We start from the raw sequence: 16,431 nt of genomic DNA on the forward strand, positions 1-16,431 counted from the left end.
ACGGGACATTTTCCGTCCTGTATGGTCATGGTTCGTCCTTGACGCTCAGGACCGAAAGGACCCGCCATGAAGCTGCACTGCGGCGCTTCGGCGCACTGCCCCCGGACGGCGCCTGCGCCGGTCAAGGCTCTGCTGCTGGGCCTGGTAATCAGCCTGGCCCCCGCGGCTGCCCTGGCCCAATGCGAGGATTGGGGTGCCGACGCGGACCCCGCACCTTGGTCCTTCGACATGTTGCCGGACGGCATCATCGACATGGAGATGGCCGGTTCGACCGCATGGCTGGCTCGGACATTCTACGGCGCACTGGTCGCCGTCGACATGTCGGACCCTGAGCAGCCGGTGGTGCTGGGCCAAAAGGCCGTCGAGATCATGAACGAGACCTATCGCGTCGAGGTCCACGGCGATCTGGCCTTCTTGACCTACATACAGTGGGGTTCACCGGCCGGCGTGCGCATATTCGACATCAGCGATCCGGCCGATCCGCTCGATGTCGGCGACTTCGTGGCCCCGAGCGGCACCTGGGCCTACGACATGGAAGCGCGTGACAACCTGCTCTTCGTCAGCTTTCCCGGCTCGCGGGTCGGCGTCCTGGACGTCAGCAACCCCGCGGCACCGGTTCTCATCGGCCAGGTGCTGGTGTCCGACCCGTACCAACTCTCGCTGGACGGCAACCTGCTCTACGTCCGCACCAGCGGTCCGACCCGGATCGTCGACGTGACCGACCCGACGCAGCCGGTCATCATCGCCAGCTTCACGACGACATCTTTGAGCACCGGAGTCCTGGCGTCCGGCGGCCTGGCCTACATCACGACCCAGGCGGGACTCGAGATCTTCGACGTGTCGGATCCGGGACAGCCGACACCGGTCGGCTCCTGGACAACGTCGAAGCCGGCCTATTGGATCAACGTCAGCGGTGACCTCGCCTATTTGATGGTGCGCCAGACGGGTGTTCAGGTGCTCGACATGCGAATCACTGCCGCCCCGGCGCTGGTGGGACTCATCCCGATGCCGACGGTGCAGTGGGCGCCTGTCTACGCCTACGGTGACCATGTGTACGTTCCCAGCGATCCCGAACTGTGGATTGCGCCGCGCCAGTGCGCCTTCGCACCGGCTCCGGTGGAACTGCTGCCGACCCGGACGGACCTCCGTCTGGAAACGGCGCCCAACCCGTTCAACCCGCAGACCGTGATCTCTTTCGAATTGCCGGAGTCCGCGAGCGCCTCGCTCGAGATCTTCGACCCCGCCGGACGGCGCGTGCGTGTACTGGTCCGGGGTGAAGCGCTCACTGCCGGCGCGCACAGCCGTGGCTGGGACGGTCGCGACGAAATCGGCCGCGAGGCGCCGTCGGGCACCTATGTCTGCCGGCTGCGGGCCGGCGAAACGACGGGTTCCACGCGACTGACCTTGCTGCGCTGAGCGGCTGGAGGCTCCCGCGCCACAATGACACAGCCGGCCTGGTGCGAAACCGGGCCGGCTGGTCTTTCGTTCGCGATATCGATTCGACTTGCGCCGGCGCAAGCGGACTGGTGAAGCCAGTCTACTTCCGGTCGGCCATGTACTGGATGAAGTCCACCAGCTTGCTGCTGTAGCCCCACTCGTTGTCGTACCACGACACGATCTTCGCGAAGTTCGGGTTCAGCATGATGCCGGCGCCGGCGTCGAAGATCGAGGTGCGCGCGTCGTGGTTGAAGTCGGAAGAGACGACGTCGTCCTCGGTGTAGCCGAGGATGCCCTTCAGCTCGCCCTCGCTCGCGGCCTTCATCGCGGCCTTGACGGCGGCGTAGGCCGAATCGGCGTCGGCACCCGGCGCCTTCTCCAGGCGGCAGGTGAGGTCGACGACCGAGACGTTCAGCGTCGGCACGCGGAAGGCCATGCCCGTGAGCTTGCCCTTCAACTGCGGGATGACCTTGCCCACGGCCTTGGCCGCGCCGGTCGACGAGGGGATGATGTTGCCGGCAGCCGCACGGCCACCGCGGTAGTCCTTCTTGCCGCCGGGGCCGTCCACGGTCTTCTGCGTGGCGGTGGTGGCGTGCACGGTGGTCATCAGGCCTTCGGCGATGCCCCAGTTGTCGTTGAGCACCTTGGCTACGGGAGCCAGGCAGTTGGTGGTGCACGACGCGCACGACACGAACTGCTCGCCCTTGTAGTTCTTGTGGTTCACGCCCATGACGAACATCGGCGTGTCGTCCTTGGAAGGCGCCGACATGACGACGCACTTCGCGCCCGCCTTGATGTGACCGGCGGCCGAGGCCTCGTCGAGGAAGAAGCCGGTGGACTCGCAGATGTACTCGGCGCCGACATCGCCCCACTTCAGGTTGGCGGGATCCTTCTCGGCGGTCAGGCGGATCTTCTTCCCGTTGACGATCAGGCAGCCGTCGCCGGTCTCGACCGTGCCGTTGAAGCGGCCGTGGATCGTGTCGTACTTGAGCATGTATGCCAGCTGCTTGGCGTCGAACAGGTCGTTGATGCCCACCACTTCCATCGAGGGATGATCCATCGCCGCGCGGAACACCAGCCGCCCGATGCGCCCGAAGCCATTGATGCCGATTTTCGTCGCCATTGCCGCTCCTTCTGCTCGCCCGTGTTTCCGGGCGGGGGCCCGCCCCGTCCGCATTCGACGCCGTCGTTCTCAACCCACAATGGTTAGTCAACCCGCGCCGGGCCGTCAATCGGAATGGCAGGGGCGGACCGGCCGGCGTTGCCGACCCGGCCACTTTGCTTATCCTGCCTCTCCCCCGCCTGAACCCGACCGGATGGAGAGTTCCATGTCGGACCTGCTCACGCGCCGTTCGTTCCTCGTCGCCGTGCCCGTGCTCTGTGCAGCGCCGACCCTGCTCGGGGCGGCGCGCGCCGCCGCCGCTGCGGCGCCCCAAACAGATGCATACCCCGCCGGCGGGGACCCGTTCCCGGCCCAGGATCCCGCGCGCGTCCGCGCCATCGTCGGGGCGTCGCACGGCAACCTGGCCCGCGTGCAGGAGTTGCTCACGGAAAGCCCGGCGCTGGCGAACGCCGGCTGGGATTGGGGCTTTGGCGACTGGGAGACGCCGATCGGGGCCGCATCCCACGTCGGGAACCGCGAGATCGCCGCCCTTCTGCTGGATCACGGTGCCCGGCCCGACCTGTTCACGTTCGCCATGCTCGGCCACCTCGAGGCCGTCCAGGCCTGTGTCGCGGCCAGCCCGGGCATCCAGCGGACGACCGGACCGCACGGCCTGACACTGCTACACCATGCGCGCAAGGGCGGCCCCGCCGCGCAGGGAGTAGTCGCCTACCTCGAGTCCCTTGGCGATGCGGACCCGGTGCCCGTGCCCGTGCCGCTGGAGCCCGCCGACCTGACGGCCTGCACAGGCATCTACGAGATGGATCGCCGGGGCGGGGGCCGCCTCGAGGTCTCGGCCAAGGACGGCACGCTCTTCTTCAAGCGCCTGCCGGACGGGGCTCCGCGCGGCCTCGTGCACCTGGGCTCGCGCGCGTTCCACCCGGTCGGGGCTCGAGCGGTCCGGATCACCTTCACTCCCGCGGGGCCGGTTGCGGCCAACCTGACGGTGGTCGACGGTCCGGAAATGATCTCCGCTCTCCGATTGCCCGGCTGATGGCGGACGGAATCGCGCGCCACGCGATTCCTTGCAACCCTGACCCCCGGTTTCAGCGTCATGTCCTTCAGATCCGCATGCCGCGCCCTCCCCGGGGGGCGCGGTCGTTCGCCCACCAACCGAGGTACCCCGCATGCGCCCCTGTTTCCGCCTTGCTCGGGCTGTCGCCCTGGTCCTTTGCCTGGCGGTGCCGGCCGCAGCCCAGGTGACCGACGCCTCCCAGGTGGCCGGCAGCACCACGGTCGCGACCCGCTCCTACGAGACACGCCGCATCGCCGGCGAATCCCCGCACTTGGACGGCCTGGTCGACGACCCCGCGTGGAATGCGGTCGAGTGGTCGGGCGAGTTCGTCCAGCGCGAACCCGCAGACGGCGCCGCGCCGTCGCAGCAGTCGCAGGTCAAGGTCCTCTACGACGACAAGGCGCTCTGGTTCGCCTTCCGCCTGTACGACGACCCGGCGACGGTGACACCGCACCTGGCGCGCCGCGACTGGTTCCCGGGCGACTGGATCGAGGTCAACATCGACAGCCGCTCCGACGAGCGCACCGCCTATTCGTTCACGCTGAGCCTGTCGGGCTCCCGCGGCGACGAGTACATCAGCGAGGACGGCAACAACTGGAACGGCAACTGGGACCCGGTCTGGGAAGGCGCCACGAACATCGACGCGCAGGGCTGGACGGCGGAGATGCGCATTCCCCTCAGCCAGCTGCGTTTCGACCCGGCCAAGCCGGCGCCCTGGGGCCTGCAGGTGCACCGGCGCCACTTCCGGGCCGGCGAGCGCTCCACGTGGCAGAACATCCCCCGCAGCGGCAACGGCTGGGTCAGCCGGTTCGGCGACCTGCGCGGCATCGAGGGCCTGAAGCCCGGCCGCCGGGTCGAAGTGTTGCCGTACCTGGTCGTGCAGCACGAGCGGCAGGAGTCCGAGGCCGGCAACCCGTTCCGCGACGGTTCGGAGAGCAGCATCACCGGCGGGCTTGATGCGAAAATCGGCCTGGGGAACGACTTTTCGCTCGACCTGACCGTGAATCCCGATTTCGGGCAGGTCGAAGCCGACCCGTCGCAGGTGAACCTGACCGCGTTCGAGACGTTCTTCGAGGAGAAGCGCCCGTTCTTCATCGAGGGCGCCGACGTCCTGAACCTGCCGCTGGCCCCGGCCATCACCGGCGGCCACTTCACGCGCGACCGCCTGTTCTACTCGCGGCGCATCGGGCGCAGTCCCAGCCATCGGCCCGACCTTGCCGACGGCGAGTTCGCCGACCTGCCCGACCAGACCTCGATCCTGGGCGCCGCCAAGCTGTCGGGCAAGACGGCGGGCGGGCTTTCGGTGGGCGTGCTCGAGAGCGTGACCGCGCGCGAACGGGCCGACATCACCGGCGGCGACGGCGACCTCCAGGAGACCGTCGAGCCGCTGACGAACTACTTCGTCGGTCGCGTGGCGCAGGACCTGCGCGGCGGGCAGACCGTGATCGGCGGCATGCTGACCTCCGTGGCCCGTGACATCGACGACCCGCATCTCGAGTTCCTCGAACGACGGGCCTGGGCCGGCGGCGTGGACCTGCTGCACTATTTCAAGGAGCGCAATTTCCGCCTCGAGGCGCGCGTTTTCGGCAGTCACCTGCGCGGCAGCGAGCAGGCCATCCTCGGCGCCCAGACGAGTCCCGCCCGCTTCTACCAGCGCCCGGACAACGACCATGCCGAGGTCGACTCGCTGCGCACGTCGCTGTCCGGCCACTCCGGTTCGGTCATGCTGACGCGCACCGGCAACAACACGAACTTCATGTACCAGGTGGGCGGAGCGTGGCGCTCGCCGGGCTTCGAGATCAACGACCTCGGCTACATGCGCGTGGCCGACGAGATCAACCACTTCGCCTGGGCCAGCTACGTGCAGCGCAACCCGGCCGGCATCTTCAACAACCTGCAGGTGAACGCGAACGAGTGGGTGGACTGGGATTTCGGCGGCACGCGACTGAACCGGGCCATGAACGTGAACACCGGCGGCCAGTTCCGCGGCCAGCAGGGGTTCCACCTGAGCGCCACGCGCAACTTCGGGCGCATTTCCAACACCGAACTGCGCGGCGGGCCCTCGTCGCGCTGGCCGGGCGGCTGGGAATTCGAGGGCAACATCCGCAACGACGAGCGGCGCAAGGTCAACCTGGCCCTGGGCGCCTGGAGCTGGTTGCGCGACGAGGACAGCCAGGACACCTGGGCCGTGTGGTCGGAGATCGGCATGCGGCCGGCCAACAACCTCCGCCTGTCGCTCAATCCGACCTTCGAGCGCAACGACGACAACCTGCAGTATGTCGAAACAGTGGACGCGGGCGGCAGCGACCGCTACGTGTTCGGCCGGTTGGAGCAGCGCACGCTGTCCCTGACCTTCCGCCTGGACTGGTGCCTGACGCCGGCGCTGACGATCCAGTACTACGGCTCGCCGTTCGTCTCGGCCGGCCGCTACGGCTCCTACAAGCGCGTGCTCGACCCGCGCGCCCGGGCGCTCGGCGACCGCTTCGCGGCCTACGACGAAGCGGACGTGTCGGAGACCGACGGCAGCTACGACGTAGACGAGGACGGCGACGGCACGCCCGACTATTCCTTCGCCAGGCCCGACTTCAACGTGCGCGACTTCAACTCGAACCTGGTCGTACGCTGGGAGTATGATGCCGGTTCGACCCTGTTCCTGGTCTGGTCGCAGGGGCGCAGCGACTTCATCGACAACGGCCGGTTCAGCCTGAACGACGACCTCGACGCGCTGTTCGGGACGCACCCGCGCAACGTGTTCCTGGTGAAGTTCAACAAGTGGTTCTCGTTGTAGGTCGCGCCGGGGCCTGCGAAACCGCTACCGCACCGCCACCATGTAGGCGATCCAGGCCGGCGCCAGGTCGCCCTTGGTGCTCACGCGGAACACGCCGTTCGGCTCGCCCTTCCGGTCGGTGCCTTCCCAGTAGACCATCACGCGACTGAAGCCGCACTCGCGCAGCAGGTCGCAGGTCTCGGGCACATGCCACAGGCGCCAGTCGTAGGTGAAGGCGCGCGTCATGCGCGGACCGGTGGGAAAGTCGAAGTGGATGAGGCAGCGCACCTCGCCCGTCACCGGGTTGAAGTGGTCCTGGTCCCAGACGTAGGTGAACCCGTCCTGGTCGCGCTGCTCCTCCTGCACCACCTGCGCCTCGGGGCCGCCGTAGCAGTCCATCACGAGGATGCCCTCGGGCTTCAGGCTCGCGCGGCAGTTGCGCAGGTAGACCGCCAGTTCATCGCGCGTCTTGAAGCCCCACCACGAGAAGTTCGAGGCCATCAGCACGTCGGCCTTCGGCGCGCGCACGCTGCGCACGTCGTCCTGGATGAGCGTGACGCGCTCGGCCTTCGCGCCCAGCGGCGCCAGGTTGTTGACGCGGCCCCACTCGAGCGTGGGCCCGTCGAAGTCGACGCCGATGGCGCGGTTCGTCGCACGCGCCTTGACCCACCAGCTGCACAGGAGCGCCGTGCCGCAGAAGTCCTCGCGCAGCACGCTCGGCTTGCGGCCGAACTCGTTGGCGAAGACACGGTCGATGAACGGCACCTCGACCGACGGGTTCTGCACCGAGTTCTGGTACAGCCAGTGCTTGTCGGCGTTGCGGCTGGTCAGGCGGCCGGCATCGGCCAGCTCCTGCATGCGGGGGCCGACGGGCTGCTGGGCGTGGTTCCGGCTGGTGCGGGCGGCGCGGGTCATGGCTGTCGGCTCCCGGGTTGGCTGGCGGATGGGAATGGGCACTGTCACGCGCGGATCACGACGAATAAACGACCGCGACCCGGTCTGGCAACCTCGAATACCGCCACGGGCCGCGGACGTCAGCGGGCGGCCGCCATCCGCGCTGACAGCAGCACGAGGAGGCCCAGGCCGATGAAGGCCAGGAAATGCAGGTGCGGAAAGCGGTAGGCCGTGGCGGCCAGCCCGAAGATGACGTAGAACGTCCCCACCACGGCGCAGGTGGCTGCGCCTGCGGCAACGCCGCGCCGCAGTTCGCGGCGCGCCAGCAGCACGAGGACGCCGCAGGCGGCCATCGCGCCGCTGCCGAACAACCAGCCGACGGCCATCCCGCCCGCCAGGTCTCCCGGGACGCCAAGGCCCGCGAGTTCGCGCGCCAGCGGCGGCCAGCCCCCGAGGGCATGGGCCAGGCTCGAGGCGCACATCAGGACGCCGGCCGCAAGCAGGCCACGATCACCCCAGGTTCGCCTCCCAATTGCCATCGAATCGACCTGCCCTTCCCGCCGGTGCCGGCGAGGCTCAGAACAGCCCGCCGGTCACTGCCGCGATCTGCGGCCCGCCCCCGTCCAGCGACCAGGCGATGTCCAGGCGCGCCGTCTCGACACTGGCCGAGCGCACCGGGCCGAAGCGCAGGCCGAAGCCCGCTTCGCGGCGCAGGTCGCCGGCCGAGCGCGCCTCGTCGGCCCACCACGCCGAGCCTGCGCCGCAGAAGGCTGCCAGGCCCAGGCGGAACACGCCGAACGGTTGCAGCCCCGTGGCCCGACCCAGTTCCAGGTTGCCGCGCACGAAGCGGTCGCCGGCCATGCCGTCGACGGCCAGCGTGCGCAGGCCGCGTTCGGCGCCGAGCAGGAACGGGCGCGCGCCGGTCAGGTTCTCGCCGGCCCCCGCCTCCACGAAGACCCGCGTCAGCCAGGGCGATGTATCGCGGCCGCTGCGTGTCATCCAGCCGGCCACGAGATTCCAGCGATGGTTGCGCACCGCAGCCGAGCCGAGGTCGCCCTCGGCCACGCCCAGTACCAGGCCGTAGCCCGGGCCCAGTTGCATCCAGCGCTGCAGCACGGTCTCGAAGCGCCACCGCTGGCGGCCGTCGGCGGTGTTCGAGCCCATGAAGCCGCCCGCCGGTCCCACCTTCAGGTCCACGTCCCAGCCCAGCTGTACATCTTCCAGGCCGCCGTACTGCAGCAGGTGATGCTCCTTCACCCAGCGTCGGCTCATGGTGCGCAGCCACAGGTACGGGAACACGGTCGTGCCCTGCTCGCGGGCAAAGGGCCGGCCGGGCTCCAGCAGCCAGTCGAGCGCCACGTCGCGGCCGTCGCTCAGGAAGCGCGACTCGTCGTCGAGGTTGAAGCGGCGCTCCTGCACGCGGGCGCCCACGCCCAGTCGCCAGATGCGGCCGCGCCCCTCGCCGCTGAGGCGATGCTGAGCCCCGAACTGGGTGCCGATGTCCTCGTAGGGGATCTCGGCGTAGAGGCTGGCCTCGCGCGCGGGATCGGCGCCGCCGGCCGGGCCGCCGTTGCTGAGGTAATAGCGGTTGCGCCAGCCGCTGCTCCAGGCGCGGCTCTCCATGCCGACGGCGTCATCGAGCGCGTAGAACGGACGCGAGAGTTCGAGCTGGCGCAGGTGCCCCTCGCTGCGCTTCGCGTAGTCGAGTCCCAGCGTCAGGCCCGAGCCCGCCACGCGGCGCTGCCGGTACCACAGGTTCCAGTACTCGCTCGCGAGGTCGCGACCCAGGCCGGCGCCCGCCGTCACGCCGTAGCCCATGAAGTTCTTGTCGGCCATCTGCACGGTCCAGCGCGACTGGCCGCCGGCGTCCAGCGAGAAGGTGACGTCGGTCTCGAGTGTCCACGACTCGCGCGTCGCCACGCGCACGGCGACGCGGCCGTCGGCGGTGGTGTCGATCGGGGCCACCACCACCTCGGCGAGGATGCCCAGGGCGCGCAGATTGCGCTCGGTCTCGTCCAGCAGGTCGGCGCGGAACGGGTCGCCCTCGCGGAAGAGGAACTCGTGGCGCAGCACATGGGGCCGCGTGGTGGCGTGCAGGCGGTTCGACAGGCGCTTCAGGAACCCGCCCATGCCTGTGGCCGAGTCGACCTCCGACCGGGCGAAGATGTTCTCGCGTTCCAGCACCACGTCCCCGACGACCAGGCGGGGCGGCATGGGCTCGGCCCCGGCCTTCGCGCCGGTTGCGCCCACCAACAGGGCGACTGTCATGACAAGCCGGACAAAGTGTTTGTCATATATGCCAAATTGGCACGCTTTTCCTGACAGCGGCGAGGCTTCGCAGCGCGCAGTCGGACGCCGACGGGGCGCGTCAAATCCGTCTAATTTGCTGAATGACAAGAAGTTCAAAGTATCACGCCACCAGGCCGCGAAGATTGGGCACGCGGGTTGATCATAGGCGGGCACACGAGTGATCCCCGCCGGCACGGAAGCCGGCACAACAGATAACACAGCTGCCCCGGGAGGAATACCATGAACAACCTGCTGCCCGTGACCCGCATGCTCGACGCCCTGGCCTGCAACTTCGACGCCTGCAATCTGGACACCTCGAACCCCGCCGAGACCGGCGTGTGGCTGAGCCCGCGCGCGGACATCCTCGAGGGCGAGAAGGAATACCGCATCCTGATGGACCTGCCCGGCGTCGCGGCGAAGGACCTGGAGATCAGCCACGAGGGCCAGACCCTGACCGTCAAGGCGCAGCGCGGCTCCAGCCAGGAGGAAGGCTTCACGCTGCGCCGTCATGAGCGCCCGGGACCGGTCTCGTTCAGCCGCTCGTTCACCCTCGGCCAGACGGTCGATGCCGACGGCATCACCGCCGTATTCGCCGACGGCGTGCTGCGCCTGGCGCTGCCCAAGACGCAGCGCAGCCTGCCGCGCCGGATCGAAGTCCGCTAGGTACGAAGACCCCTGACCCACGGGCTGTGCCGTCGAGCCCGGAGCGAGCGCCCCGCCGGCATCCCCCCGCCGGCGGGGCGCGTCATTTCGGGTGGCATTTCGGGTGGACGGCGCCCCGCCGGGCAGGGCATACTGCCGCCCATGAAACTCATCACGTACACCCAAGGCGCCGGGCCCCGCCCCGGCCTGGTCGTCGGCGAGAACCTGGTCCTGGACCTGCTGGCCGCCGACCCGTCGCTGCTCCCCAACTGGCACGGGCTGCTGCCGCGCCTGGACACGGTGCGCGCCATCTGCGACCGGCTGCTGCCGGCGGCGGCGAAGGCGGCCACGGTGCTGGCCGGCGGCGGCGAGGTGAGCCTGCCGTTCGTCGACCTGCGGCGCTGTGCGCTGACGACACCGATCATCCTGCCCTCGAAGATCGTCGCCGTGGGCCTGAACTATAAGGACCACGCCGCCGAGCAGAACAAGCCGTTGCCGGAAAGGCCGCTGCTGTTCAGCAAGGCCAGCACCTGCCTGCAGGCGCCCGGCGGGCCGATCGAACTGCCCGAGGGACTCGAACAGGTCGATGCCGAGGCGGAGATCGCCTTCGTAATCTCGAAGCCGGGCCGCGCCATCGCGCGCGAACGCGCGCGCGAGCACATCGCCGGTTACATGTGCTTCAACGACATCAGCGATCGCGAGGCGCAGTACAGCGACAAGCAGTTCTTCCGCGGCAAGAGCCTGGACACCGGCGGGCCGTGCGGCCCCTGGCTCGTGACGCCCGACGAACTGCCCGACCTCGGGCTGGGCCTGCGCATCCGCTGCCTGTGGAACGACGTCGTGATGCAGGAGAGCAACACCAACCAGCTCATCTTCACGCCCGACTTCCTGGTCAGCTACATCAGCCGCCACATGACGCTGCTGCCCGGCGACATCATCACGACGGGCACACCCGGCGGCGTGGGCGTGTTCCGCGACCCGCCCGTGTTCCTGAAGCCGGGCGATCGCGTGACCGTGGAGATCGAGGGCCTTGGCACGCTCTCGAATCCCGTCCGGCGCTGGCGCGAACCCGCCTAAGCGGGCCTGCAGCACCGCAATCGACGCCCGGGGCGGCCCTTGCAAGGTGCCCGCCCCGGGCCGTTTTCCAGACTCCTTTGACTCTCCGGCGACGGCCTCCACGCTCCGCTAACTTCCTGCTAACAGAACCACTTCCCGCCGTGCCGGGAATCGTCCTGTCGCTCCCGCCAAGGGTGGAATGTTCCTTGCCGTTTCCTGTCCCGAAGCCCGTTCATCGGGCACGTCGCAAGGTCGATCGCACCCGGAGAGCCACGCACCATGGAACGACACCGTCAGCCCGGCGAACCGAGACCCACGGCGGCCAGCCTGAACTTTGCGGCCATGGGCACGCTGATGCAGAAGATGCCGACCTATACGCGTTACACCTCGCATGCCCATGCGGTGGCTGCCGAGCGCGTGTTCCGCCGCGCCATGGGTGCGCGCCTGAAGGAATGCGGCGACCGCCTGCTGGGCGTCGTCGAGAAGAAGGCGCAGATCATGAGCGGCGAGATGGAACAGACCATCGACGTGCTGGTCGATCGCATCGGCGAGATCTTCCGCAAGCTCGATCGCGAGGGCGTGGTCACGCTGGTCGGCGGTTCGGCGCGCACCATCGCCGAGATCGAGTTGATCGACTCGAGGCTGGTGCTGCTGATCGAGGAATCGCTGGAACTGGTGAACAACCTCGGCACCGATGTGCCGGCCGCCGCCTGGTTCAAGACCGACGCGGCGCGGCTGGCCCGCGGCCTTGCCGAGTTCTCGAAGCTGACCGAGGAGCGCAACTACCTGCTGGGGCTGGGCTGGGAATCCGAGTTCAGGCCCAAGGCCAGGCACGTATCATGAGCAACGAGCACTTCGACGCCGCATTGCCCATCAACTGGTCGGTGGACGATACCGATGGTCCCATCCAGGGGCCGCTCGCGCTCGCCTTCCTGCTGGGACGGCGCCTGGCGCTGACCCTCGGCGAGAATCAGGTGGCGCTGCTGCTCGGCGACGGGCGCCTGCAGGCGGCATTCCCGGCCGGTGAACATGAACTGGCGATCGGGCCGGGGGGCATCGACCCCGACTGGCGCCTGCTGTTCCTGGCGCCCGGCAAGGGCCTGGCCGTGCGCTGGACCGCCGCGGCGCCGCTGCGCTGCGGCAAGGACGCGGAACTGGCGCTCATCGGCCTGTGCCGACTCGCCATCGCCGATGCACGCGCCTTCCACGACACCTTCCTGGCCGGGGTCGAGACCGTCGATGCGACGTTCGTGCTGGTGCTGATCGACCGCCTGGTCCAGGCCACGGTCGCCGAACGCCTGGCGTCATCGGCCGGCGCCGACAACTGGACGCCCGCCTCGGTCCAGGCCCGCCTGACGAGCCTGGGCGCTTCCGACCTGGCCGACGAACTGGCCCCCTGTGGCCTGGTCTGCCGCCAGCTGGCACTCTACACGGCGCAGCCGCCGGTCGACCAGGAAAGGCGTGCGCTGGCCTCGCGCGTGTCGGGCGAGTCGGTCCCCATGTCTGGACATTCGGAGACATTGCGGCGACATTGACCTTCGGCAGCGCCTCGAGGCCCCCGATGGTCCGCGTAACCGGGATGTGTCCACGCCCATGTCGACTTCCGCATTCAGGCTCCTGCTCACCCGCCTGTTGTTGACGCTTGCCGTGGCCGTGCCCGCGGCCGCCCACGCGCGCGTCGGCGAGAAGGGCCCCATCAGCCGCATCGAATTCAAGGGCAACGAGCGAACGCAGGAGATCATGCTGCGCCGCGTGATGAACCTGGCCGAGGGCGACACGCTGGACGCCGATCGCATGGACGCCGCCTGGGATGCGTTGGAGGACTGCGGCTGGTTCAGTTACGTGGACCTGGCCTCCGAGCCGGACGACAACGGCGGCATGGTTCTCAGCGTGCTGGTCGAAGAGGACATGACCACCTATTACGGTCCGCTGCTGCGTCACAGTCGCCGCCACAAGTACCTGCTGGGCGGCTGGCTCGAGGAGCGCAACCTGCGGGGCAGCGGCCAGACGCTGCGCTTCGAACTCTCGGCCTGGCGGCTGCAGATGGCGGGCGCCGAGTGGCGCGTGCCCTGGCTGGCCGGCGTCCGCGGCCTGACCGGCACCGTGGGCCTGCGCGGCGAGCAGGCGGACTTCGTGTACCGCCCCACCCGCTACCGCAAGTGGGACGCCTCGCTCGGCGCGCGCTGGAATTTCCGCGGCCCGCTGTTCGTGCAGACCGATGTGCGACACGGCCGCTTCAGCCAGCGCGACAACTACGACTGGACGCCGCCCTCGCGCGGCGGCGCCGTCATCGCCGCGCTGGTGGAGCACCCGGCCGGCAACCAGGACCACTGGCGCCTGGCCGGCGGCGTGGGCCTGGACTCGCGCGACAACCCCTTCTATCCGCTGAGCGGTGCCCAGGTGCTCGTGGAAGCTGCCCGCTGGTACGGCGACGGCTTCGCCGACTACGACGAGTACACCGGCGATGCGCGCGCCTTCATCCCCCTGCCTGCCGGCAAGCACCTGCTGGCGCTGCGCGGCTGGGGCCGGCGCGTGAGCGGTCCCACCCAGCTCGACAACGTGATCTTCCTGGGCGGCCCCGAGACCATCCGCGGCGCCGGGTTCGGTTCGCTGGAAGGCGAGGAAGGCTGGCTGCTGACGGCCGAGTACCGGCTGCCGCTGGTGCTGGTGCCGATCGCGCCGGGCGGGGAATCGGTGGGCCTGGGCCTGCATGCGTTCGTCGACGGCGGCCAGGCCTGGTACGACGGCGCCGATCCCGGCAATCCGGTCGTGACGTGGGGCGCGGGCACGCACCTGAGCCTGGATACGTGGCAGCTGCGGTTCGAGGCGGCGCGGGACGAGGCCGGCGACTGGCACTTCGAATTCGCGGACCGGTTCGCCTTCTAGTTTTCGCGACAGCCCGCGCGCGGGTGCCTCAAGCGTCGCTGTTGCCGTGACGCGGCGGCCCGAACGGCGACGGCCGCCGCGCCAGGAACGCCGCCTGCGCCGCGACAAAGTCCTCCGAATGCCGCGCGGCATGGCGCAGCTCGGCGATCTCGGCCAGGGCCGGCGCCGGCAGCATCTCCGTTTCCTCCAGCAGGTGCAGCACACGGCGCGTACCGCGCAAGGCCTGCGGCCCCCCGCGCGAGATGCTCGTCATCAGTCCGCGCGTCTCGTCCTCCAGTTCGTCCGCCGCCGCCACCCGGCAGTAGAATCCGGCCGCCTGCGCGCGCGCGGCGCTGATCGCCTCGCCGGTCAGCAGCATCTCACGCGCCAGTGCGGGCCCGAACGCACGCAGCAGTCGCCGCAGGCCGGTGTGGCTGTAGACCAGGCCCAGGCGCACCGGCGGCAGGCCGATGCGGGCGTGATCGGCGGCCAGGCGCAGGTCGGCGCAGGCCAGCAGTTCGACGGCGCCGCCGTACGCATCGCCCCCGACCATCGCCACCACCGGCGACGGGTATGCCACCAGGCGCGCCATCACCTGCTCGAACGGGTGCGCCGAACGGACCTCGGGGTCGGGATCGAAGATCTCGGCGGGGATGTCGGCGATGTCGTACCCGGTGGAGAAGTGGCGCCCGCGCGCGCGCAGCAGCAGCAGCGGCGCGCCGTTGGCGGCCAGGGTGTCCAACGCATCGCGCAGCGCCGCAAGCAGCGCCGGGTCGAGCACGTTGCGTGGCGGACGATCGAGGCAGAGCTCGGTCCAGGGACCGGTATCGCGGATCTCGACGGACATGGCGGGGCCTTTCGCGTGACGGGCACGGCCGTCAGGATAACGGAAAAGGCGCCGCGATCAAGCGACCGGAGGGCCCCCGACCACCGTGAACGCGGGATGCATCCCGCCGGCCCTGGCCACGTCCAGCCGCTCGGTGTCGTTCTGGTCGCCGCCGAAGGCGACGCCGATGTCGCGCAGGAGCCCGAACGGCGGTACGCCGCCGGCCAGGATGAAGACCTCGTCGTTGGGCAGGACAATGGGCCCGGAAGGCCCGTCCAGCACGACACGATCGGCCTGGATCGTCTTCACGTTGGTGTCGCCGCGGAAGTCGACGCGTCCGGCCGCGACCAGCTCCCCGAAGCGTTCGGCGTTGCGCTGTTTGATGCGCATCAGCTCGGGCTTGCGGTAGGAAAGGGTGACCGTGCAGCCGTCCTGGTGCGCCAGGCCCATGGCCGCTTCCACCGCGGAATCGCCGCCGCCCACCACCAGCACGCGCCTGCCCTTGTAGGCCTCGGCGTCGATGAGCTTGTAGGCCACCTTGGGCAGGTCCTCGCCCGGCACGTTCAGCCGCCGCGGCGAGCCGCGACGCCCCAGCGCCAGCAGCACGTGCCGCGCCCGCCAGTTCCCGGCGGTGGTCTCGACGGTAAAGTCGCCACGCTTGCCCTTCACGCCGGTCACGCGCGGGCCGATGCGGATGTCCAGCCCGTAGTCCTTGTGAAGCTGCTCCCAGATCTCGAGCAGGTCCTCCTTGAGGTATTCGTGCTTCGGCAGCCGGCCCAGGCGCGGGATCACCACCGGCTGCACCATCACCAGCTTGCGGCGCGGGTACTGCAGGATCGTGCCGCCGGCGCCCTGCTGGTCGAGGATGACGCAGGTCAGCCCGCGCTCCGCGGCGACCAGACCGGCGCTCATGCCCGCCGGACCGGCGCCGACGATGACCACGTCGACAATCTCAGACGGACCCTCGAGCCGCGGGCCGCGCGCGGCGGCGATCGCGTCCATGACGGCCTGCCCCTGCGAGACCGCGTTGTTGATGAGTGCGTAGCCGCTCAGCTCGCCGGCGATCCAGATGCCGGGCACCGTGGTCTCGCCCTGGGGCGTCAGCACGGGAATGTCGTCCCGCTTGGTGATGTCGCCGAGACCGATCCTGATGGCGCCGACAGGGCAGGCTTCCGCGCACTTGCCGTGGCCGATGCAGCGGGCGCCGTTGATCACGATGGCGCGGCCCATGACGATCCCCAGCACATCGTGCTCGGGGCAGGCCGCGACGCAGGTGCCGCAACCGATGCAGGCGGCGGCGTCGATGAGCGGATACTGGCCCACCGGTCGGTCCATGCCGAGGTCCTGGTTCTGCTTCAGGCGCTCGGAATCGCTGGTGCGGCGTTTCCGGAACTGTCGCAGGTAGAACCAGACACTCAGCCCGCCAAGGCCGAACATCGTCATCCAGATGAGGACCGCTTCCACGTCAACCCTTCCGC

At 69.5% G+C, this 16,431-nt stretch carries 13 protein-coding genes and 1 pseudogene; 8 read left to right on the plus strand and 6 right to left on the minus strand.

The window, feature by feature from the left end; genetic code table 11:
* Positions 1-66 precede the first annotated feature (66 nt).
* Positions 67-1,416, plus strand: coding sequence for a hypothetical protein (locus IPG61_05215; protein ID MBK6733477.1), 1,350 nt, complete (start codon positions 67-69; stop codon positions 1,414-1,416).
* 121 nt (positions 1,417-1,537) lie between these two features.
* On the opposite strand, the gene gap is transcribed toward IPG61_05215, so the two are convergent.
* On the minus strand, positions 1,538-2,560 hold the full coding sequence (gene gap / locus IPG61_05220; protein ID MBK6733478.1) for a type I glyceraldehyde-3-phosphate dehydrogenase: 1,023 nt from the start codon (positions 2,558-2,560) through the stop codon (positions 1,538-1,540).
* 376 nt (positions 2,561-2,936) lie between these two features.
* Between gap and IPG61_05225 the strand changes: the two are divergent.
* A pseudogene (locus IPG61_05225) lies at positions 2,937-3,275 on the plus strand (ankyrin repeat domain-containing protein).
* 451 nt (positions 3,276-3,726) lie between these two features.
* A complete protein-coding gene (locus tag IPG61_05230; protein MBK6733479.1) occupies positions 3,727-6,402 on the plus strand; it encodes a hypothetical protein in 2,676 nt (891 codons plus the stop codon).
* A gap of 24 nt (positions 6,403-6,426) precedes the next feature.
* Here the strand turns inward: IPG61_05230 and IPG61_05235 are convergent, their stop codons facing one another.
* From IPG61_05235 to IPG61_05245, 3 genes are all read right to left on the minus strand, one after another.
* On the minus strand, positions 6,427-7,296 hold the full coding sequence (locus tag IPG61_05235; GenBank protein MBK6733480.1) for a class I SAM-dependent methyltransferase: 870 nt from the start codon (positions 7,294-7,296) through the stop codon (positions 6,427-6,429).
* Between the two features lie 119 nt (positions 7,297-7,415).
* A complete protein-coding gene (locus IPG61_05240; GenBank protein MBK6733481.1) occupies positions 7,416-7,814 on the minus strand; it encodes a hypothetical protein in 399 nt (132 codons plus the stop codon).
* Positions 7,815-7,851: 37 nt separating this feature from the next.
* Positions 7,852-9,489, minus strand: coding sequence for a hypothetical protein (locus IPG61_05245; protein ID MBK6733482.1), 1,638 nt, complete (start codon positions 9,487-9,489; stop codon positions 7,852-7,854).
* 315 nt (positions 9,490-9,804) lie between these two features.
* On the opposite strand from IPG61_05245, the gene IPG61_05250 reads away from it, so the two are divergent.
* The 5 genes from IPG61_05250 (at position 9,805) to IPG61_05270 (ending at position 14,148) form a co-directional block, all read left to right on the plus strand.
* Entirely contained in the window at positions 9,805-10,227 is a 423-nt protein-coding gene (locus IPG61_05250; GenBank protein ID MBK6733483.1) for an Hsp20/alpha crystallin family protein, read from the plus strand.
* Positions 10,228-10,368: 141 nt separating this feature from the next.
* Complete coding sequence (locus IPG61_05255) at positions 10,369-11,283, plus strand: fumarylacetoacetate hydrolase family protein (GenBank protein ID MBK6733484.1); 915 nt, start codon at positions 10,369-10,371, stop codon at positions 11,281-11,283.
* Positions 11,284-11,541: 258 nt separating this feature from the next.
* Positions 11,542-12,105, plus strand: a complete 564-nt coding sequence (locus IPG61_05260) for a hypothetical protein (protein ID MBK6733485.1) — start codon at positions 11,542-11,544, stop codon at positions 12,103-12,105.
* A complete protein-coding gene (locus IPG61_05265) occupies positions 12,102-12,797 on the plus strand; it encodes a hypothetical protein (GenBank protein MBK6733486.1) in 696 nt (231 codons plus the stop codon). Before IPG61_05260 ends, IPG61_05265 begins: the two co-directional genes overlap by 4 nt.
* A gap of 58 nt (positions 12,798-12,855) precedes the next feature.
* The gene (locus IPG61_05270; GenBank protein ID MBK6733487.1) at positions 12,856-14,148 is read left to right on the plus strand and encodes a BamA/TamA family outer membrane protein; all 1,293 of its coding nucleotides are present in this window, start codon (positions 12,856-12,858) and stop codon (positions 14,146-14,148) included.
* Positions 14,149-14,176: 28 nt separating this feature from the next.
* On the opposite strand, the gene IPG61_05275 is transcribed toward IPG61_05270, so the two are convergent.
* Positions 14,177-14,974 carry an enoyl-CoA hydratase/isomerase family protein gene (locus IPG61_05275; GenBank protein ID MBK6733488.1) on the minus strand — a complete coding sequence of 266 codons (798 nt, stop codon included), beginning with the start codon at positions 14,972-14,974 and terminating at the stop codon, positions 14,177-14,179.
* Between the two features lie 57 nt (positions 14,975-15,031).
* Positions 15,032-16,417 (minus strand): NAD(P)-binding domain-containing protein, encoded by a 1,386-nt coding sequence (locus IPG61_05280; protein ID MBK6733489.1) that lies wholly within the window; start codon positions 16,415-16,417, stop codon positions 15,032-15,034.
* Positions 16,418-16,431 lie beyond the last annotated feature (14 nt).

It is taken from the genome of bacterium, from assembly GCA_016703265.1.
Taxonomy (GTDB): domain Bacteria; phylum Krumholzibacteriota; class Krumholzibacteriia; order LZORAL124-64-63; family LZORAL124-64-63; genus CAINDZ01.

What these genes read in the sequence shown, in the direction of transcription:
- IPG61_05260 (MBK6733485.1), top strand. Translation starts at nt 11,542, where the DNA reads ATGGAACGACACCGTCAGCCCGGCGAACCGAGACCCACGGCGGCCAGC.
- IPG61_05235 (MBK6733480.1), bottom strand. Translation starts at nt 7,296, where the DNA reads ATGACCCGCGCCGCCCGCACCAGCCGGAACCACGCCCAGCAGCCCGTC.
- IPG61_05250 (MBK6733483.1), top strand. Translation starts at nt 9,805, where the DNA reads ATGAACAACCTGCTGCCCGTGACCCGCATGCTCGACGCCCTGGCCTGC.
- IPG61_05245 (MBK6733482.1), bottom strand. Translation starts at nt 9,489, where the DNA reads ATGCCGCCCCGCCTGGTCGTCGGGGACGTGGTGCTGGAACGCGAGAAC.
- IPG61_05275 (MBK6733488.1), bottom strand. Translation starts at nt 14,974, where the DNA reads ATGTCCGTCGAGATCCGCGATACCGGTCCCTGGACCGAGCTCTGCCTC.
- IPG61_05270 (MBK6733487.1), top strand. Translation starts at nt 12,856, where the DNA reads ATGTCGACTTCCGCATTCAGGCTCCTGCTCACCCGCCTGTTGTTGACG.
- IPG61_05230 (MBK6733479.1), top strand. Translation starts at nt 3,727, where the DNA reads ATGCGCCCCTGTTTCCGCCTTGCTCGGGCTGTCGCCCTGGTCCTTTGC.
- IPG61_05240 (MBK6733481.1), bottom strand. Translation starts at nt 7,814, where the DNA reads ATGGCAATTGGGAGGCGAACCTGGGGTGATCGTGGCCTGCTTGCGGCC.
- IPG61_05265 (MBK6733486.1), top strand. Translation starts at nt 12,102, where the DNA reads ATGAGCAACGAGCACTTCGACGCCGCATTGCCCATCAACTGGTCGGTG.
- IPG61_05255 (MBK6733484.1), top strand. Translation starts at nt 10,369, where the DNA reads ATGAAACTCATCACGTACACCCAAGGCGCCGGGCCCCGCCCCGGCCTG.
- IPG61_05215 (MBK6733477.1), top strand. Translation starts at nt 67, where the DNA reads ATGAAGCTGCACTGCGGCGCTTCGGCGCACTGCCCCCGGACGGCGCCT.
- gap (MBK6733478.1), bottom strand. Translation starts at nt 2,560, where the DNA reads ATGGCGACGAAAATCGGCATCAATGGCTTCGGGCGCATCGGGCGGCTG.